This is a genomic window from Streptomyces sp. NPDC021115 (assembly GCF_044333065.1).
Lineage (GTDB): Bacteria > Actinomycetota > Actinomycetes > Streptomycetales > Streptomycetaceae > Streptomyces.
Genome location: NZ_JBIRQF010000023.1, coordinates 121,245 through 141,552 on the forward strand (window position 1 = coordinate 121,245; position 20,308 = coordinate 141,552).

Annotated in this window: 13 protein-coding genes; 11 read left to right on the forward strand and 2 right to left on the reverse strand. The window is 73.0% G+C overall.

Features of this window, described 5'->3' with window-relative positions:
- Positions 1-166: 166 nt before the first annotated feature.
- Both ACH4TL_RS40355 and ACH4TL_RS40360 read left to right on the forward strand, forming a co-directional pair.
- Entirely contained in the window at positions 167-4,027 is a 3,861-nt protein-coding gene (locus tag ACH4TL_RS40355; RefSeq protein WP_398328603.1) for a glycosyltransferase family 2 protein, read from the forward strand.
- Positions 4,024-5,559, forward strand: coding sequence for a DUF5719 family protein (locus ACH4TL_RS40360; RefSeq protein WP_398328600.1), 1,536 nt, complete (start codon positions 4,024-4,026; stop codon positions 5,557-5,559). The genes ACH4TL_RS40355 and ACH4TL_RS40360 overlap by 4 nt, the downstream gene beginning before the upstream one ends.
- A gap of 39 nt (positions 5,560-5,598) precedes the next feature.
- Here ACH4TL_RS40360 and ACH4TL_RS40365 read toward each other — a convergent pair whose 3' ends face one another.
- Entirely contained in the window at positions 5,599-6,114 is a 516-nt protein-coding gene (locus ACH4TL_RS40365; protein WP_398328597.1) for a metallopeptidase family protein, read from the reverse strand.
- Between the two features lie 272 nt (positions 6,115-6,386).
- Here ACH4TL_RS40365 and ACH4TL_RS40370 point away from each other — a divergent pair, with 272 nt between their 5' ends.
- The 7 genes from ACH4TL_RS40370 to ACH4TL_RS40400 all read left to right on the forward strand — a co-directional run bounded on the left by ACH4TL_RS40370 (position 6,387) and on the right by ACH4TL_RS40400 (position 14,611).
- On the forward strand, positions 6,387-6,854 hold the full coding sequence (locus ACH4TL_RS40370) for a DUF3499 domain-containing protein (RefSeq protein ID WP_398328594.1): 468 nt from the start codon (positions 6,387-6,389) through the stop codon (positions 6,852-6,854).
- 208 nt (positions 6,855-7,062) lie between these two features.
- On the forward strand, positions 7,063-8,679 hold the full coding sequence (locus ACH4TL_RS40375; RefSeq protein WP_398328591.1) for an L-lactate permease: 1,617 nt from the start codon (positions 7,063-7,065) through the stop codon (positions 8,677-8,679).
- Between the two features lie 114 nt (positions 8,680-8,793).
- Positions 8,794-10,158: a phosphomannomutase/phosphoglucomutase gene (locus tag ACH4TL_RS40380; RefSeq protein ID WP_398328588.1), complete on the forward strand. Its 1,365-nt coding sequence runs from the start codon at positions 8,794-8,796 to the stop codon at positions 10,156-10,158.
- A gap of 567 nt (positions 10,159-10,725) precedes the next feature.
- Positions 10,726-10,935, forward strand: coding sequence for a Trm112 family protein (locus ACH4TL_RS40385; RefSeq protein ID WP_398328585.1), 210 nt, complete (start codon positions 10,726-10,728; stop codon positions 10,933-10,935).
- Positions 10,936-10,994: 59 nt separating this feature from the next.
- Complete coding sequence (locus tag ACH4TL_RS40390; RefSeq protein WP_398328582.1) at positions 10,995-12,302, forward strand: SIS domain-containing protein; 1,308 nt, start codon at positions 10,995-10,997, stop codon at positions 12,300-12,302.
- 86 nt (positions 12,303-12,388) lie between these two features.
- Positions 12,389-13,594, forward strand: a complete 1,206-nt coding sequence (gene manA, locus ACH4TL_RS40395) for a mannose-6-phosphate isomerase, class I (RefSeq protein WP_398328579.1) — start codon at positions 12,389-12,391, stop codon at positions 13,592-13,594.
- Between the two features lie 96 nt (positions 13,595-13,690).
- Complete coding sequence (locus tag ACH4TL_RS40400; RefSeq protein WP_398328576.1) at positions 13,691-14,611, forward strand: cation diffusion facilitator family transporter; 921 nt, start codon at positions 13,691-13,693, stop codon at positions 14,609-14,611.
- A gap of 620 nt (positions 14,612-15,231) precedes the next feature.
- On the opposite strand, the gene ACH4TL_RS40405 is transcribed toward ACH4TL_RS40400, so the two are convergent.
- Positions 15,232-17,313: a fructose-specific PTS transporter subunit EIIC gene (locus ACH4TL_RS40405; protein WP_398328573.1), complete on the reverse strand. Its 2,082-nt coding sequence runs from the start codon at positions 17,311-17,313 to the stop codon at positions 15,232-15,234.
- Between the two features lie 428 nt (positions 17,314-17,741).
- On the opposite strand from ACH4TL_RS40405, the gene ahcY reads away from it, so the two are divergent.
- A complete protein-coding gene (ahcY, locus tag ACH4TL_RS40410) occupies positions 17,742-19,199 on the forward strand; it encodes an adenosylhomocysteinase (protein ID WP_398328570.1) in 1,458 nt (485 codons plus the stop codon).
- A 123-nt stretch (positions 19,200-19,322) separates the two neighbouring features.
- Positions 19,323-19,937 carry a hypothetical protein gene (locus ACH4TL_RS40415; RefSeq protein WP_398328567.1) on the forward strand — a complete coding sequence of 205 codons (615 nt, stop codon included), beginning with the start codon at positions 19,323-19,325 and terminating at the stop codon, positions 19,935-19,937.
- Positions 19,938-20,308 lie beyond the last annotated feature (371 nt).

Below are 20,308 nucleotides of genomic sequence, written 5' to 3' on the forward strand. Positions count from 1 at the left end.
CACAGCTCACGGCGGAGTACACGGTCCGTCTCCCGCCCCCTGGGGCGATGGGAGGCGGACCGCCTGCGTACGCAGCCGTTAGTGTGGGGGCCCGTCCGAGGCGCGCCAACGTCCCCCTGGGGCGGGCTCGTCCACCGCAGTCCAGCGAACCGGGGCCCGTACCTCGATGTCCGTGCACAGCCACTCGGCGGCCCCACACCCGGCCGCCTCCGCCGGATTTGCCGCCGCGCAACCGGCACCTGAGTTCCCGCGCCATGTCGTCACCGCCGTGCTCGTCTCCCACGACGGCGCCCGCTGGCTGCCCGACGCGCTGTCCGGCCTGCTCGGCCAGGAGCGGCCCGTGCAGAGCGTCGTCGCCGCCGACACCGGCAGCGCCGACGAGTCGGCCCGGCTGCTGACCGAAGCCCTCGGCGAGGAGCGGGTCCTGCACCTGGCGCGCCGCAGCGGCTTCGGTACGGCCGTCGCCGAGGCCGTCCGGGGTGCCCCCGTGCTGGGCACCGAGGAGCTGCCGTACCTCAAGCGGCCCAGCGGCTGGGACCCCGTCAACCGCACCTGGCGCGACGACGCGTACGACATGCCGGAGCTGCCGCACGGCGAGCCGATCCAGTGGCTGTGGCTGCTGCACGACGACTGCGCGCCCGACCCGGACGCGCTCCACGAGCTGCTGCGGGTCGCCGACGCCGAGCTGCTGGCCAACCGCGAGGCCGCGATCATCGGCCCCAAGCTGCGCGGCTGGTACGACCGCAAGCAGCTGCTCGAAGTGGGCGTCAGCATCGCCCGCAGCGGCCGCCGCTGGACCGGTCTGGAGCGCCGCGAACAGGACCAGGGCCAGCACGACCAGGTGCGGCCCGTGCTGTCGGTCTCCAGCGCGGGCATGCTGGTGCGCCGCGACGTCTGGGAGCAGCTGGGCGGCTTCGACCCCCGGCTGCCCCTGATGCGGGACGACGTCGATCTGTGCTGGCGCGCCCACGCCGCCGGCCACCAGGTACTCATCGCGCCGGACGCCTCCCTGCGGCACGCCGAGGCGTCCGCGCGCGAGCGGCGCCCCATCGACTGCGTGGGCCGCTCCGTGGCCAGCCCGCACCGCGTCGACAAGGCCGGTGCCGTCTACACCCTGCTGGTCAACACCCGGGGCGCGCTGCTGCCCTATGTGATGCTGCGGGTCGTCCTCGGCACCCTGCTGCGCACCCTCGCCTATCTGGTGGGCAAGGTGCCGGGACAGGCGCTGGACGAGGTCACCGGGCTGTCCGGCACGCTGCTGCGGCCAGGGAAGATCAGCGCCGCGCGCAAACGGCGCGGCCGTCCGGCGACCGAGCCGAGCGAGCTGCGGCCGCTCTTCCCGCCCTCCGGGGCGACCGTGCGGGCGACGGCCGAGCAGATCGCCAGCAACATCGGCGGACGGTCCGAGCCCGAGCTGTCCTCCGGCGGCCGTCATGGCGCCGTCGAGTCCGGGCCGACCGGCGACGACGCCGACTTCCTGGAGATCGAGCAGTTCGCGCGGCTCAAGCGGATCGCGCGCAAACCGGGCCCGATGCTGTTCGTCGTGCTGCTGGTGGTCTCCCTGGTCGCCTGCCGCGAACTGCTGGGCACCGGCGCGCTCGCGGGCGGCGATCTGCTGCCCGCCCCCGCACAGGTCTCCGACCTGTGGGCGAGCTGCATCGACGGCTGGCATCCGGTCGGCACCGGCGGCACCCAGAGCGCCCCGCCCTATCTCGCCGCGCTCGCCGCGCTGGCGACGGTCTTCCTGGGCAGCACCGGATTCACCCTGACCCTGCTGCTGGTCTGCTCGGTGCCGCTGGCGGGGTTCATCGCGTACTTCGCCTCCCGGCCGCTCGTCGAGTCCCGCCTGCTGCGCGCGTGGGGGAGCGTCGCGTACGCCTTCCTCCCGGCCGCCACCGGGGCGCTTGCGGGCGGGCGTCTTGGCACCGCGGTGCTGGCCGTCCTGCTGCCGCTGATGGCGCGCGCGGCGGCGGCCGCGGGCGGCTTCCGGGCGGGCGGTACGAAGGGCAGACTGCCGAGCTGGCGCGCGGCGTGGGCGTACGCCCTGCTGCTGACGTTCACCATGGCGTTCACGCCGGTCGTCTGGCCGATCGCGCTGCTGCTGTCCGCCGGGGTGCTCGTCCTGCGGCAACGGCAGGGCGAACCGCTGATGGCGTACGGGCTGCGGTTCCTGGCCGTCGTCCTCACCCCCCTGCTCGTGCTCGCCCCCTGGTCGGTCGACCTGCTCACCGACCCGGTGCGCTTCCTGAAGGAGGCCGGGCTCGACAGCGGCAGCGGCGCCGCGTCCGGCCTGGACCTGCTCGCGCTGAGCCCCGGCGGCCCCAAGGGCGGCGGCACGCTGCTGCTGCTCGGCTTCGTGCTGGCCGCGCTCGCCGCGCTGATGCGCGGCGAACGGCAGTTGACGGTCCGTACGGCCTGGGCCGCGGCCCTCACCGGGTTCCTCTTCGCGGCGCTCAGCAACGGCTCCGCCTGGGCCGGGCCCGCGACCCTCGTCTACGGGCTGGCGCTGCTGACCGCCGCCGTGGTCGGCGCCGAGGGCGCCAAGGAGCGCGTGGCGGCGCAGAGCTTCGGCTGGCGCCAGCCGGTCGCGCTGATCATCGCCGTCGCCTCGGCCGCCGCCCCGCTGTACGCCGCCGTCAGCTGGATGGTCAGCGGCGCGGACGGTCCGCTGTCCCGGCGCGAGCCCTCCCAGGTCCCGGCGTTCGTGGCGGCCGAGAGCGCCACCGAGGACCAGGCCCGCACCCTGGTGCTCTCCGGTGACGACGCCCGCACCGACTACGCCCTGGTGCGCGGCTCCGGCGCCCGGCTCGGCGACGGCGAACTCGCCGCCGCGGGCGGCGCCGACACCCGCCTCGACGACGTCGTGGCCCATCTGGTCGCGGGCTCCGGCGCCGACCAGACCGCCCGGCTGGGCGCCTACGCGGTGCGCTACGTCTACGTACAGCAGGGCGCCTCGCGCGATGTGACCCGCGTACTGAACGCCACGCCCGGGCTCACCCAGCTCAGCAGGGAGAAGGACGGCACCCTGTGGCGGCTCGACCAGCGGGTCTCGCGGGTCTCCATCGCCGCGCCCGGTGCCCAGGGCGGCGGCACGCCGGCCGCGCCGGTGCCCGTGGCGGCCGGTCCCGTCGAGGCGCACACCACCATCCCGGACGGCGCCGACGGGCGCGTGCTGCGGCTCGCCGACCGGGCCACCCCCGACTGGACGGCCACGCTCGACGGAAAGCCGCTGACGGCCAAGACCCTCGACGGCTGGGCGCAGGGCTTCGAACTCCCCGCGAACGGCGGTCGGCTCGACCTCACCTACGACACCCCGATCACCCACACCGCGTGGATCTGGGCGCAGGGGCTGCTCGCGGTCGTCCTGCTGGTGCTCGCGCTGCCGGGCCGCCGCCGTGACGTGGACGACGACATGCCGGAGGCGGAGGCCGCGGCGGCCGCCGCCATCACCGCCGAGGACCTGGCGGGCGACGGGCGCCGGGCGCGGCGGCTGCGCGCCGCCGCGGAGGCCGCGCAGGCGGCGGAGGCGCCGCGGGACGCCCCGGCGGAGGGCGGCGCACCGGCGGCGGACGTACCCCCGCCGCCCGCACCGCCCGCCGAGCCGCCGGTGTTCGTACCGGAGCCGTTCGTACCGGATCAGCCGCAGCAGCAGCCCGAGCCGCAGCCGTACGGGCAGTGGGATGTCCAGCAGCCTTACGCGGACGCCGGATACGGGCAGTACCCGGCCGACCAGTACCCGGGCGGCTATCCGTACCCGCAGGGGCAGTACCAGGACGCCGCGTACCAGGCGGACCCGTACGCGGGCGGCCCCTACGCCGATCCGTACGCGGCCGATCCGTACGCCGCGGGGCAGCCCGGCGGCGGACAGTACGCCGCAGGGCAGCAGGCCGACCCGTACGGCTACGACCAGCAGCAGCCCTACCCCGACGGCACGTACCCCGACGGCACCTACCCCGCCCAGGGCGACACGACGTACGGCGGCGCCGCCAACGAGGGCCGCCGCGACGGGAGCGATCAGCAGCGATGAACCGCACCACCCTGTCCCTGATCGGCGCGGCGGCGGCGCTGGCCGCCGTCACCGGCGTGGCGACCCTCACCGGCGGCCCGTCGGACGACGCGGGCACGGCGGCCAAGGCCGCCAGCCGGCTGCCCGTACAGCGCTCCACGCTGCTGTGCCCGTCGCCCAGCGACTCCGACGTGAGCCGCACGACGTACACCGCGTACACCCCGAAGCGGAGCGGCGGCGGAGCGGGCGGCGGGAGCGCCAGGGCCGAACTGCTGCCCGCCCAGAGCGCCCCTGACGGGGTGTCCGACGAGGCGGACGGCGCCACGGGCGGGAAGGGCGGAAAGGACGCGGACAAGCCCGTCCTGCCGCTCAAGAGCCCCGGCACGCCGGTCACCACCGACACCGACCGCTCGGGCGCCCCCGCACTCGTCGGCACCGCCGACGGCCCGCTCGCGCCCGGCTGGACCGTCCAGCAGACGACCGAGATCGACGCGGGCAGCGGACGCGGCCTCATGGGCACCGCGTGCACCGCCCCGGACACCGACTTCTGGTTCCCCGGCGCGTCCACCGAGAAGGACCGGCAGGACTTCGTCCACCTGACCAACCCGGACGACCGGGCGGCCGAGGTGGACCTCACGATGTACGGCCCGAACGGCCGCCTCAAGTCCACGAGCGACGAGTCGATCACGGTCCCGGGCCGGTCCACCGTGCCGGTGCTGCTCTCCACGCTCACCGATCAGCGGTCCACCGATGTGTCCCTCCATGTGACGGCCCGCAGCGGACGCGTCGGCGCAGCCGTCCAGGCCATCGACGAGAAGCGCGGCGGCGACTGGATCCCGGCCTCCGCGGTGCCCGCCACGAGCGTCGCGATCCCCGGCATCCCGTCCGACGCCACGTCGGCGCGCCTGGTGGTCTTCGCGCCCGGCGCGGACGACGCGGACCTCAAGGTGCGGCTCGCCGGGCCCACCAGCTCGATCACCCCGGCCGGGCATGAGTCCCTGCACGTCAAGAGCGGGATGAGCGCGGCGATCGACCTCGGCGACGTCACCAAGGGCGAGCCAGGATCGCTGCTGCTCACCCCCGAGGGCGACGAGGGCCCGGCCACCCCGGTGGTCGCCGGGCTCCAGGTCACCCGCGGGAAGGGCAGCGACCAGGAGACGGCGTTCATCCCCGCCACCGGCGCCATCGAACGCACCGCCACCGCAGCCGACAACCGGGCCAAGGGCTCCACCCTCTCCCTGGTCGCCCCGGGCGCCACCTCGAAGGTCCGCGTGACCGCCTCGGCGGGCAGCGGGGGCGGCACCCCGGCCAGCGAGACCTACACGGTCAAGGGGGGCACCACGAAGGCCGTCGCCCCGCCGAAGCCGTCCGGCGCCAAGGGGCAGTACGCCGTGACCGTGGAACGCCTCTCGGGCGGCCCGGTCCACGCCTCGCGGATGCTGGCGCTGCCGCAGGGCGGCGTCCCGGCCTTCACGATCCAGTCCCTCCCGGACGACCGGGGGACGGTGGACGTGCCGCACGCGACACAGGACCTGTCCGTCCTGAACCGCTAGAACCGGGTGGTGGGGCGGGGCCGGGGAACCGGCTCCGCCCTACTCCTGCCCGTACCGCGGGTCGACCGACTCCGGCTCGAGCCCCAGCAGCTCCGCGACCTGCTCGACCACGACCTCGTGCACCAGCAGGGCGCGCTCGTCCCGGTTCTTGGTGCGGATCTCCACCGGGCGCCGGTAGATCACGATCCGGTCCGGCGCGTCGCCGCGCGCCGCGATGAAGCGCCCGAGCGGTACGGACTCGCCGTCCCATCCGTCGGTGAGGCCGCCGGAGCCGAGCGCCGGATGCCCGTCGAGCCCGGGCCCGGACGGCCCGTCGGCGCCGCCGCCGACGCCGGTGACCGGCACCTCCAGCACCGTGAAGTCGACTCCCGACAGCTGCGGCCACCGTCTCTCCAGCCGTTCCGCGGAGTCCTGCACAAGATCGACGAAGGACTCGGCGCGGCTGACCGACAGCGGCACCTGTGGCGGCGCGATCGGACCGCGCATACCCCGGCCGTGCCGATCGCGCCTGCGGGGGCGCGGCTCGGGCTGGTCGGAGGGTACGGGCCTGGTCATCACTCACGAGGGTAGCCGTCGCCCGGCCCCCGGCACGTGCTTACTGGACAGCCATGTCCAATGTCACTTATTGAACATTCCAGCCATGTTTGCGTTTATTAACGGACGTCTCTCGGCTCGCTTCGCTGCCACAGAATGACCCCTCTCGGTTCGAGCGCTGACCGGAATTGTCGTCGGCGGCTCTCGACGGTCCCGATCTTCGCGCTGGTCAACCGGGAAGTGCACGTATGGGATGCACGGGGCGAACCGGGACGACACGGCGGAGTGAGCTGGTGGAGAGTCGTCGCGGCCCGCTCAAGAGTGCGGTACCGTCCAACGTCGTGAGCCCTGTACGTCGCTGTTCGCGCACCGCCTGCGGCCGCCCCGCCGTCGCGACGCTGACGTACGTCTACGCGGACTCGACCGCGGTTCTCGGACCCCTGGCCACCTACGCCGAGCCCCACTGCTACGACCTGTGCTCGGAGCACTCGGAGCGGCTGACCGCCCCGCGCGGCTGGGAGGTCGTCCGGCTGGCCGTCGACACCGGTCCGGCCCGGCCGAGCAGCGACGATCTGGAAGCCCTGGCCAACGCGGTGCGCGAGGCGGCCCGCCCGCAGGAGCGCGCGGCCGGGGCGGCGGGCGGCGCCGGTTCGTCCGGTTCCGGTTCTGGTTCCGGGGGCGGGCAGAGCGGCCGGGAGGCAGATCCCCGGGAGGTCGCGCGCCGCGGCCATCTGCGCGTGCTGCGCTCACCGGAGTCCTGACCTTCCCGCTGGGCTTCCCTCTCCCACTCTTCGCTGATCTCTTCGCCGACACATTCCGGCACAAGTCGATCACTTCCTTCCAGGGCATTGACGCGAACTCACCACCGGCAGACCATTCCTGGACCCCGAGTCCTCCATTTCCGCATCACGGATGTGGACTTCCGGGGATACGGCCCCGAATGCCGACGCCCAACGCCGGGAGGCCCGTGTGTTCGTGCAGCAACTGGAGCCCGTCGCCGATTCGCTGTCCCTCTCCGCCCTCGTCGCCACCCTCCCCCTCCTCACCGTCCTCGTCCTGCTGGGCGGGGTGCGGATGCGCGCCCACTACGCGGGGCCCATCGGCCTCGCCGTCGCCGTCCTCGTCGCCTGGCTCCCGTACGGGATGCCCCTCGGCCAGACCCTCTCCAGCGCCGCACAGGGCGCGCTCTTCGGGCTCTTCCCCATCCTGTGGATCGTCGTCAACGCCCTGTGGGTGTACCGGATGACGGTCCGCACCGACCACTTCGACGTGCTGCGCCGCTCGTTCGGGCGGCTCTCCGACGACCCCCGCGTCCAGGCCCTCGTCATCGCCTTCTGCTTCGGCGCGCTGCTGGAGGCCCTCGCCGGTTTCGGCGCCCCGGTGGCCATCTGCGCGGTCATGCTCGTGGCGCTCGGCTTCGAGCCGGTGCGCGCCGCCGTCGTCGCGCTCGTCGCCAACACCGCGCCCGTCGCCTTCGGCGCCATGGCCACGCCCGTGGTGACGCTCGCTCAAGTCACCGGGCTGCCACTGGACTCCGTCGCCTCCGTCGTCGGACGGCAGACCCCGCTGCTCGCCCTCGTCGTACCCCTGCTGCTCGTCGTGCTGGTCGACGGGCGGCGCGGACTGCGCGAGACCTGGATGCCGGCGCTCGCCTGCGGAACCGCCTTCGCCGTCGCCCAGTTCACCGTCTCCAACTACCTCTCCGTCCAACTCGCCGACATCGCGGCCGCGCTCGTCGGTGCCGCCGCGCTCGTCGCCGTACCGGCCGCCAGGCGGCCCGCAGAGGAGCCGGTGCGCGCCGCCGTGCTCACCGGTGTGCGCAGCGACGACCTGGACCGCGAGGACCCGCGCCCCGAGGTGCTGCGCGCCTACGCCCCGTACGCGCTCATCGTCGCGATCTTCTCCATAGCCCAGATCGGCCCGGTCAAGGACCTGTTGGCCAAGGCCACCCGCACCGTCGACTGGCCGTTCCTGAACGTCGCCGCCCCCGACGGGGAGCCGGTCTCGGGCAACCTCCTCGCGCTGCCCCTGCTCGCCACCGGCGGCACCCTCGTCCTGCTCGCGGGTATCGCCACCGCCGCCGTCCTGCGGGTCGCCGTGCGCGACGCGCTGGGGGAGTGGGCGGCCACCGTGCGCGAACTGCGGCACGCGATCCTCACGGTCACCTCGGTGCTCGCCCTCGCGTACGTCATGAACCTCTCCGGACAGGCCGCCACCATCGGCCACTTCGTCGCCGCTGCCGGGGCCGGGCTCGCCTTCCTCTCCCCGGTGCTCGGATGGTTCGGCGTCGCCGTCTCCGGCTCGGACACCTCAGCCAACGCCCTCTTCGGCGCCCTCCAGGTCACCGCCGCCCGCGAGTCCGGGCTCTCGCCCGACCTGCTCGCCGCCGCCAACAGCTCGGGCGGCGTCCTCGGCAAGATGATCTCCCCGCAGAACCTCACCATCGCGTGCGCCGCGGTGGGCCTCCAGGGGCGCGAGGGGGACCTGCTGCGGAAGGTACTGCCGTGGAGCCTGGGGCTGCTGCTGTTGATGTGCCTGATCGTGGTCGCGCAGTCGTCGTTCCTGCTCGGCTGGATGCTGCCGTAGCCCGAACGACGCGCGCCGCGCGGCGAAGGCCCTCACAGCCGCCGCCCAGCCCCGAAGGGTAAGTTTTGAGTTCCGTGGAGACTCTCCAAGAATGACCTCGAGAAGGGGTTGGCTGTGCCCGACTTGTCGCAGATCGTGAAGGCGTACGACGTCCGCGGTGTGGTCCCGGACCAGTGGGACGAACCGCTCGCCGAGCTGTTCGGCGCCGCCTTCGCCCGGGTGACCGACGCGGCCGCGATCGTCGTCGGCCACGACATGCGCCCCTCGTCGCCGGGCCTGTCGCGGGCCTTCGCCCGCGGCGCCGCCTCCCTCGGCGTGGACGTGACCGAGATCGGCCTCTGCTCGACCGACCAGCTCTACTTCGCCAGCGGCCACCTCGACCTGCCCGGCGCGATGTTCACGGCCAGCCACAACCCCGCCCAGTACAACGGCATCAAGATGTGCCGGGCCGGGGCCGCGCCCGTCGGCCAGGACACCGGCCTCGCCGAGATCCGCTCCCTGGTCGAGGGCTGGGCCGAGACCGGCGCCCCCGAACCGGCCGCCGACCCCGGCACCCTCACCCAGCGCGACGTCCTCACCGACTACGCCGCCCATCTGCGCTCCCTCGTCGACCTCACCGCCATCCGGCCGCTGAAGGTCGTCGTGGACGCGGGCAACGGCATGGGCGGCCACACCGTCCCCACCGTCTTCGACGGGCTCCCCCTGGAGCTGGACGCCCTCTACTTCGAGCTGGACGGCACCTTCCCCAACCACGAGGCCAACCCGCTCGACCCCAAGAACATCACCGACCTCCAGGCCCGCGTCCGCGAGACCGGCGCCGACCTCGGCCTCGCCTTCGACGGCGACGCCGACCGCTGCTTCGTCGTCGACGAGCGCGGCGAACCGATCGCCCCCTCCGCGATCACCGCCCTGGTCGCCGCCCGCGAACTGGCCAAGCACCCCGGCGGCACGATCATCCACAACTGCATCACCTCCTGGTCGGTCCCCGAGGTCGTCAAGGAGAACGGCGGCACCCCCATCCGCACCCGCGTCGGCCACTCCTTCATCAAGGCCGAGATGGCCAGCACCGGCGCCATCTTCGGCGGCGAGCACTCCGCCCACTACTACTTCCGCGACTTCTGGAACGCCGACACCGGCATGCTCGCCGCCCTCCACGTCCTGGCCGCCCTCGGCGGCCAGGAGCGGCCCCTGTCGCACCTGGTCGAGCAGTACGACCGCTACGCCGCCTCCGGCGAGATCAACAGCACGGTCGCCGACCAGACCGGCCGCATGGAGGCCGTCAAGGCCGCCTACGAGGGCCGCAAGGACGAGGGCATCGAACTGGACGAGCTGGACGGCCTCACGGTCACCAGCGCCGACTGGTGGTTCAACCTCCGCCCCTCCAACACCGAACCCCTCCTCCGCCTCAACGTAGAAGCCCGCGACCGCGCCACGGCGGACCACATCCGAGACGAGGTCCTCACCCAGATCCGAGCCTGACCCTCCATTCCCGGGCGCGGACCGATGCGACGGGCGATGCCCGCCCGTCCCACCCCCGCTACCCCCGGGGAGCCGCCCTCCGCGGAACGAAGGCCCACACCCGCAGCCCCTGGCGGGCGTACCACCCGGCCGGGGGCGCGGACGCAGAAGCGCCCCACCCCAGCCCTCCGGGCGCGTACCACCCAGCCCCCTGGGGGCACCTCCCAGCGGTAGCTGGGGGCGTTTGAGGAGCGGGGTCCCGGGGCGGAGCCCCGGCGGGGGTGCGGGGGCGGGCCCCCGAAGGGGGTCTGGGGCGCAGCCCCAGCCGGGGCCCGGGGGAGGAGCCCCCGGTTTCGGGAAGGGGCGGGATGGGGGAAAGCCCACCGCCCCCGCACCCCGCGGAGCCGGCCAGGAGCCCCCGAAACGGGGCCGGGCGAGGCCGAGCCGAGCGGACCTGGGGCCCTGCCCCGAAAGCGGGCCCGGGGGCGGGGCCCCGGGTGGGCCACCGGCCGCGGTGGGGGCACCCCCGGCGGTACCCTGACCACGCCGGACCCACCCCCGGCCGGACCACACCCGAAGGGACACCCCATGCCGCTGGAAGCCGGTCTTCTGGAGATCCTCGCCTGCCCGGCGTGCCACGCCCCGCTCCGCGAGGAGACGGCCGAGGGAACGGCCGAGGAGACGGCCGAGGAGGCCCCCGAGCTGGTGTGCACGGACGGCAAGGGCTGCGGCCTCGCATACCCGGTCCGGGACGGCATCCCGGTCCTGCTCGTGGACGAGGCCCGCCGCCCGTCGTAAGGCCGCACGCGACAACCACCCGCACCGCCCCGCCCACGGCGATCGGAGGCCGTAGCTCGATGCTCGACGAATCCCTCCTCGACGCCCCAGAGGCCCTGGCGCGCGCCGACGCCCGCGGACTGCTGCGCGGGGCCGCGGAATCCGGCGCCAGGGTCCGTACGGCGGCCCGCCAGGCCACCGAGGCAGGCGTCACGGACCTCAAGCCGGACGGACGGCCACGCGCCGTCCTCGTCGCGGGCCCGGGCGCGGCGGGCAGCTGCACGGCGGATCTCCTCGGCGCGCTCAGCGGCGGCAACATCCCGGTGAGCCTGATCGCCCCCACCGGCGTCGCACCGGCCCCGGGCGCGCTGCGCTGGGCGCTGCCCGGCTGGGCGGGCCCGGCGGAGCTGCTGGTGATCGTGACGCCGGACGGTACGGAGCCGGGGCTGCCGCGCCTCGTGGAGCAGGCGTACCGCCGGGGCTGCGCCCTGGTGGCGGTGGCCCCGGGGCACTCACCGCTGGCGGGCGCGGTGGCGCAGGCGCGCGGCCTGATGGTGCCGATGGCCACGTCCCCGTACGCGACGCCCCCCGAAGCCCCCCGCCGCGAACCTTCCCACCCCCGAAGGGCCCAGCCCGAGCCCGAACCCACCCACCCCGAAGGCCCCCCGCCCGAGGGCGCGCTGGGCGAGCCCGTTCCCACGGGCGCGCACCCACGCCACACCACCCCACCGCACATAGAGCCCCCGGGCACCGCACCGGACGAGGTGACCGGCCCCGCCCTGCCGGGCACGCTGTGGGCGCTGCTCACCCCGCTGCTCATGCTCGTCGACCGGATCGGCCTGATCTCCGCGCCGCCCGCCGCGCTCCAGCAGGTGGCCGACCGCCTCGACCGGGTCGCCGAGCGCTGCGGACCGGCCATCGCGACGTACACCAACCCCGCGAAGACGCTCGCGACCGAGCTGGCCGACGCGCTTCCGCTGCTGTGGGCCGAGGGCCCGGTGGCCACCGCGACCGGGCGGCGCTTCGCGGGGCTGCTCGCGACGCTGGCCGGGCGCCCCGCGCTCGCCGCCGATCTGCCCGGCGCGCTGGCCGCGCACGGCACGCTGCTGGCGGGGGTGTTCGCGGGCGGGGCAGACCCGGACGACTTCTTCCGCGACCGGGTGGAGGAGCCGGAGGCGCTGCGCGCCCGGATCGTGCTGCTGCACGACGAGCCGGTGGGCCCGGTGTCGGCCGTCCCGGCGGCCCGCGAGCTGGCGCTGGCGCACGATACGGCGTTCAGCGAGCTGGAACCGGACGACGGAAGCCCCCTGGAGCGCGCGGCCGAACTTCTCGCCATCACGGATTTCGCCGCCGTTTACCTCGCGCTTGCTCCGGCGGATAGAACTTGAGGCCGTAGGCCAGACCGTGGCCCTGCCGCAAACGGCCGACCCGTACCCCTCACCACCTCCGCCCGGACAGTCAGGAACCGCACCGCATGGACCGCCTCGTCAACACCGTGCGCCCCTACGCCTGGGGCTCCCTCACCGCCATCCCCGAGCTGCTGGGGGTCGAGCCGACCGGCGAGCCGCAGGCCGAGATGTGGATGGGGGCGCACCCCGGGGCGCCGTCCCGCCTCGACCGGGGCGAGGGCCCCGTCGCGCTGTCCGACGTGATCGAGGCCGATCCGGAGCGCGAGCTGGGTGCGGACGCCGTACGGGCCTTCGGGCCGCGGCTCCCGTTCCTCCTCAAGGTGCTCGCCGCGGCCTCGCCGCTCTCCCTCCAGGTGCATCCGGACCTCGCGCAGGCGAAGGCGGGCTTCGCGGACGAGGAGGCCCGGGGCGTCCCGGTGGACGCCCCGCACCGTAACTACAAGGACGCCAACCACAAGCCCGAGCTGATCTGCGCCCTCACGCCGTTCGACGGGCTGTGCGGCTTCCGCGACCCCGATGAGGCCGCCGCGCTGCTGGCCGGGCTCGAGGTCGACTCGCTCAAGCCGTACGTCGACATCCTGCACGCCCACCCCGAGTCGCACGCCCTGCGCGAGGTGCTGACGGCCGTGCTGAGCGCCGACCGGGAGGCGATCGCCGAGACCGTGCACCAGGCCGCGGCCGCCGCCGAACGGCTGGGCGCGCTCGACGGCCCGCACGCCCCGGCGTACGCGGCGTACGCCACCATCGCCCGGCACTACCCGGGCGACCCCGGCGTGATCGCCGCGATGCTGCTCAACTTCGTCACCCTTCAGCCCGGTGAGGCGCTGTACCTGGGCGCGGGCGTCCCGCATGCCTACCTCGACGGCCTCGGCGTCGAGATCATGGCCAACTCCGACAACGTGCTGCGCTGCGGCCTGACCCCCAAGCACGTCGACGTCCCCGAACTGCTCCGCATCGTCCGCTTCGAGAGCGACGCCCCGGCGGTGCTGCGCCCTGAGGAGGACCCCTCCGGCGAGGAGCTGTACACCACCCCGATCGACGAGTTCCGGCTCTCCCGGTACGTCCTGGCGGAGGGCGCCGCACCCCGCAGGCTGCCGTCCTCCGGGCCGCAGATCCTGCTGTGCGCCGCGGGCGAGGTTTCGCTCCGCGCCGCCGACGGACAGGACGCCGAACTCCACCTGTCCCGCGGCGAATCGGCCTACCTCAGGGCGGGCGAAGAGGTCACCGTGACCGGCGACGGCACTGTGTTCAGGGCCACACTGACCTCCTGACGTCAGGCTCCTGCGGCGGGCTGGAACAATGGCCCGCCGTAGCGGCAGTAAAGCTCAAGCAAAACTGCCATGAGCGGGAAGGGACATTCGGCACATATGAGTGCATCCGGCGGAACCAAGGCGATCGTTGCCGCACTGGGCGCCAACCTGGCCATCGCCGCAGCCAAGTTCGTGGCGTTCGCCTTCAGCGGCTCGTCGTCGATGCTCGCCGAAGGCGTGCACTCGCTGGCCGACTCGGGCAACCAGGGACTGCTGCTCCTCGGCGGCAAACAGGCCAAGCGCGCCGCGACCCCCGAGCACCCCTTCGGCTACGGCCGAGAGCGCTACATCTACGGCTTCCTCGTCTCCATCGTGCTGTTCACCATCGGCGGCGTCTTCGCGCTGTACGAGGGCTACGAGAAGATCAAGCACCCGCATGAGCTGGAGGCCTGGTACTGGCCGGTCGGCGTGCTCGTCTTCGCGGTCATCGCGGAGGGCTTCTCGTTCCGTACGGCCGTCAAGGAGTCCAACGAGACCCGCGGCAAGCTGAGCTGGTCCCAGTTCATCCGCCGCGCCAAGGCCCCCGAGCTGCCGGTCGTCCTCCTGGAGGACCTCGGCGCCCTCGTCGGCCTCGTCCTCGCCCTCGGCGGCGTCGGCCTCGCCATCCTCACCGGCAACGGCGTCTGGGACGGCATCGGCACCATGTGCATCGGCGCCCTGCTGGTCCTGATCGCCCTCGTCCTCGCGGCCGAGACGAAGTCCCTCCTGCTGGGCGAGGCCGCCGACGTCGACCAGGTTGCCAAGATCCGCGAGGCGGTCGTCGACGGGGAGACCGTCACGGGCCTGATCCACATGCGCACCCTCCACCTGGGCCCCGAGGAACTCCTGGTCGCCGCCAAGATCGCCGTCCAGCACGACGACAGCGCGGCCGACGTGGCCCGAGCGATCGACGCCGCCGAAGCCCGTATCCGCGAGGCGGTCCCGATCGCCCGGGTGATCTACCTGGAACCGGACATCCTCCGCCCAGCCACGACCTGACCATCCCCGCACCGCCACGAACGCCCCGGGCCGCCACCCGGGGCGTTCGGCACACCCGCCCACGGAACGGCACAGCCCGGCGCCGGGGCGAGGGCCGCAGCTGCCCCCGGGGCTCAGAGGGGGCGCCCGCAAGCCCCGCCGGGGCGGTCGGCGGTGGCGCGCTGTACGGCTCGGGGGCGGCACGATCGGTTACGGGCCCCGCTGTCCCGGGAGGCGCCAGGTGCGCAGCCCCGGCGGGGACGGCGCAGCCGGGTGCGGGCTTGAGCCTGAGCCCCCTGCCCTGGAGGGGGCGCGGGGGCTCAGACCGGCGGGGGAGGGGCCCCGCGCTGGAAGCAGGCAGTCCGACGATCTCCGGCGCGCCCTCCAGATGCCCGGCGTTGACCTCGGCCGAGCTCACGAGCACGGGCGAGCCCGCAGGCCGCGCCCTTGGAGCCCAACGCGCGCTCCCCCCCCCAAAAAAAAACGGGCTGCGGCCCCGTACCCCGGCCCCGAGCAAGGCTCCCCCCTCCCGGGGTCTGCTGCACCACGGCCGGGGCCAGGGGCGCAGCCCCGGCGGGGACGGGGCGGAGCCCCGGTTCGGGAAAGGGGCGGGGTGGGGAAAAACCCACCCCGCCCCCCACCTACGCGATCTCGCCCAACACCCGCAAGATCGCCCCCTCACCCTCCGCCTCCACCAACCGCTCCCGGAACTCCGCGACCATCAACTTCCGCGACAGCAGCGCCAGAATCCGCAGGTGCTCGTCCCCCGCCGCAGCCTCCGGCACCGCGATCATGAAGACCAGCCGAGCCTTCGTACCGTCCGGCGCACCCCATTCGATGCCCTCGGCGGACCGCGCGAAGCCGACGACCGGCGCGGTCACCGCGTCCGTCTTGGCGTGCGGGATCGCGATCTCGTCGCCGAGACCCGTGGTGCCCTGGTCCTCGCGGGCGAACGCGGCCCGCACCAGCTCCTCTGCATCCGCGACCTTGCCGCTCGCGCCCAGCAGCTCGGCCATCTCGCGGATGGCATCGTCCTTACGCCCGGCGGCCAGCCGCTCCTTGACGGTCCGCTCGGTCAGATACCCGGACAACACCTCACCATCGACAGGCTCCACGCCACCCGCACCCACACCCGCACCACAACCGCCCGACGAAGCCCCCGAGGCCCCGCCCACAGCGCTCCCCACCAGCACCGGCTCAGCCTTCGCCGTCACATCAGCCGACACCGCACCACCACGCCCCGACGCCCCCGAACCATCCGACGCCCCCGACGCCCTCACCGACATCAACCCCACCGTGGCCACCGCCGTGACGGCCGTACCGACCACCACAGCCACGAAGAACATCGGCACCCCGTTCACCGCACCGAGCACCGCCACGATGGGCCCTCCGTGCGGCACGCTGTCCTCGACCGCCGCCAGCCCGGCTATCGCCCCGGCCACCGCACCGCCGAGCATGTTCGCCGGGATCACCATCGCGGGCCGCGCCGCCGCGAACGGAATCGCACCCTCGGTGATGCCGAAGAAGCCCATGAAGAGCGCCGCGAGCCCGGTCTCGCGCTCCTGGTCGTCGAACATCCGGCGACGGATCAGCGTGGCCAGCCCCTGCCCCAGCGGCGGCACCGGAATGGCCGCCGCGCACGCGCCCATGACCTCGGGGTTCTTGGAGACCAGCCCGGCACCGAAGAGGAACGCCGTCTTGTTGACGGGCCCGCCCATGTCGAAGGCGATCATCAGCCCGAGGATGATGCCGAGCAGCGCCGCGCTGGTACCGGTCAGCCCGCCGAGCCAGTCGGTGAGGTTCTCGAAGACCCAGGCGATCGGCCTGCCGAGGACGTAGATGAAGAAGAGGCCGAGCGCCGAGGTCGCCACGATCGGGATCACGATGATCGGCATGATCGGCTGGACGAACTTCGGTACCCGGACCTTCTTGATCCCCTGCACCAGATACCCGGCGAGGAAGCCGGTGACGATCGCCCCGATGAACCCGGCGCCCGCCTCGCTGTCGTACAGCTCGCCATGGGCCGCGATCCAGCCGCCGACCATGCCGGGCACCAGCCCGGGCCGGTCGGCGATGGCGTACGCGATGTAGCCGGACAGGGCGGGGATCATCAGCTGGAAGCCGATGGTGCCGATGTCGTTGACGGTCTTCCAGAAGGAGTCGTCGGGGATGACGATCCCCTTGGACGTCGTATCGCCGCCCAGCGCGAGCGAGACGGCGATCAGCAGACCGCCGACGACCACGAACGGGATCATGTACGAGACGCCGTTCATGAGCGCCTTGTACGTGACGCCACGCCCCTTGGCCCCGCCACCACCGCCCCCGGCACCCGCACCGCCCCCGGGACGCCCACCACCGTCACCCTCGTACACGGGCGCCTCCCGCACCCGCTCGATCAGCCGCTCCGGATGGTGGATCCCCTCGGCCACCCCGACGACGAGCACCCGCTTACCGGCGAACCGACTGCGGTCGACGTCCTTGTCCGCGGCGATGATGATGCCGTCCGCCTCGCTGACATCGTTGTCAGACAGTACGTTCTCGGCCCCGATCGAGCCCTGTGTCTCCACCTTCATGCGATGACCGAGCGATTCCGCGGCCTGCGCCAGCTTCTCGGCGGCCATGTAGGTGTGGGCGATGCCCGTCGGACAGGCGGTCACGGCGAGCAGTTTGAGCCCTGGCCCGCTGGCCCCCGCACCGTTGGGGGGATCGGCTGGACTGGTCACGTGGTTCTCCTTGTCGGCAGCGGCGTCGACAACGCCGTCAACGCGCAGTACAGCGCGGGAATGTGCAAGCGTCCCCGTGCCAGCGGCATCCTGCAATACCCGTGGACGGGATCAAAGCGGTGCGGCCGCGATGATCGCGGGACACACGGTCCGTGGCCCGAACAACACCCCCGTGGGCTGGGGCTCACCCCACCCAGCGGTGTAGATTCGTGACCGAGCCAGACGTCGCTGCTGATGGCGGTCGGGCGGCCCGTCCGCGGGCCGGCCGAGGGAGAGAGGGCCTCCGACGGACTGCGCGCTGCGAGCAAAGGGGACACGTGTGTCCACTTCACGTGTGTCGGACGCACGTCCGGACGCACAGTGCCCGCTGCCCGCAGGCCAGCCGAAAACACTCTCGCTCGCCAACCGATCATTGAGGAGCAGCACTCATGACGACAGCCGACACCGGTCAGGACTTCAAGGTCGCCGACCTCTCCCTGGCCGATTTCGGTCGTAAGGAGATCACTCTCGCCGAGCACGAGATGCCCGGCCTGATGGCGCTTCGTAAGGAGTACGCCGCCTCCCAGCCGCTGGCCGGTGCCCGGGTCACCGGCTCGCTGCACATGACGGTGCAGACCGCGGTCCTGATCGAGACCCTGACCGCGCTCGGCGCTCAGGTCCGCTGGGCGTCCTGCAACATCTTCTCCACCCAGGACCACGCGGCCGCCGCGATCGCGGTCGGCCCGACCGGCACCCCGGACAACCCGCAGGGCATCCCGGTCTTCGCCTGGAAGGGCGAGACCCTGGAGGAGTACTGGTGGTGCACCGAGCAGGCGCTGACCTGGCCGGGTACCGCCACCGGCGGCCCCAACATGATCCTGGACGACGGTGGCGACGCCACCCTCCTCGTCCACAAGGGCGTCGAGTACGAGAAGGCCGGCGCCGCCCCTGACGTCTCCACCGCCGAGAACGACGAGCACCGCGTCATCCTCGAGCTGCTGAACCGCACCCTCGCGGAGAGCCCGCAGAAGTGGACGCAGCTCGCCTCCGAGATCCGCGGTGTCACGGAGGAGACCACCACCGGCGTCCACCGCCTGTACGAGATGCACCGCGAGGGCACCCTGCTCTTCCCGGCCATCAACGTCAACGACGCGGTGACCAAGTCGAAGTTCGACAACAAGTACGGCTGCCGCCACTCCCTGGTCGACGGCATCAACCGCGCCACCGACGTCCTGATCGGCGGCAAGGTCGCGGTCATCTGCGGCTACGGCGACGTCGGCAAGGGCTGCGCGGAGTCGCTGCGCGGCCAGGGCGCCCGGGTCATCGTCACCGAGATCGACCCGATCTGCGCGCTCCAGGCGGCGATGGACGGCTACCAGGTCGCCACCCTGGACGACGTGGTGGAGACGGCGGACATCTTCATCACCACGACGGGCAACAAGGACATCATCATGGCCAGCGACATGGCCAAGATGAAGCACCAGGCGATCGTCGGAAACATCGGCCACTTCGACAACGAGATCGACATGGCCGGTCTCGCCGCGATCCCCGGCATCGTCAAGGACGAGGTCAAGCCGCAGGTCCACACCTGGACGTTCCCCGAGGGCAAGAAGCTCATCGTGCTCTCCGAGGGCCGTCTGCTGAACCTGGGTAACGCCACCGGTCACCCGTCGTTCGTGATGTCCAACTCCTTCGCGGACCAGACCATCGCCCAGATCGAGCTGTTCACCAAGCCCGAGTCCTACCCGACCGACGTGTACGTCCTGCCCAAGCACCTGGACGAGAAGGTCGCCCGGCTCCACCTGGAAGCGCTCGGCGCCAAGCTGACCACGCTCCGCCAGGAGCAGGCCGACTACATCGGCGTCCCGGTCGAGGGCCCGTACAAGCCCGACCACTACCGCTACTGATCGCCCCGGCCGACGCTCCGAGCCGTCGGCCACCGGCCACCGGCCCCGCCCACCGGCGGGGCCCCCGGGCCCGCCCGCGCCGCACCCCGGCCGGGCGGGCCCCAGCCATTGAAGGACCTCACCATGCCCCGCGGCCGCTACTCCCTCCACGACACCCACGACCACGCCCCCCTCGGCGAAGAGCACTTCCACTGCGCGCCGGGCCCCAGCGGATGGCGTTACGTCGCACAGCGCACCTCGCCCTCCGGTGAGCACACCGGTTCGGTGGACCTCACCCTCGACGAACTCGGCCGCCCCCTCCGCCTGGAGCTGCACGCCGCGAGCTGGCGGGTCCGCGGGGGCGCGATGGAGGGCGTGACCTGGGTCCGTACGGACCCCTCCGGCGAGCACGCGACCGAGGGCAACACCCAGGCCCACGCGTTCACCGGCACCTCCCCGGCCTTCCTGGTCGCCCTCTCCCGCATGCTCCGCCTCGAACCCGGTGTGAGCCCCGTACGCGTCCGCCTCGTCGCCTTCACCGACCCGGTCCTCGCACCGCGCACCCTCGACCAGTCCTGGGCCCTGCTCGGCAGTACGGAGCACTCCACCGACAGCGGCCCGCTCACCGTGGACGAGTACCAGGTCAGCGAGCTGGACACGGGAGAGCAGCACACGGTTTACCTCGCGGGCGACGTGGTACTCGCCGCCCCGGGCATCGAGTTGGAGGAGCTGGAGACACCGCCGTCGTCCTTCGGGTGATGTGCGGAGCGCCCCGCCGAGCTGGTACGGTGTTCATCTCCCCGAAACCCGTTGACACGGGCCATGCGGGGAGGTAGATTTTAACGGTTGCGGTGAGCGGCGTGGTACGTTGCTCGGCAGCCGTTGGCATCTAAAACGCTCCGTTCGTGAAGGCAATTCCGACGGAGCACTTTGACCCTCGTAGGTAATCGCGAAGCCGATTAGGTCGGCCGATGCGACTCTGCTAAAGTCGAAGACAGCCGAAAGGCAAAGGCCCCCAACAGGCCACCGGAAACAGAATTCGGACCGGAAACGGAACGGAAAACGGATCTGGTAAGGTTGGAAACACGAAAGGCCCGGAAGGGCCGGAGGGAAGCGCCCGGAGAAACCGG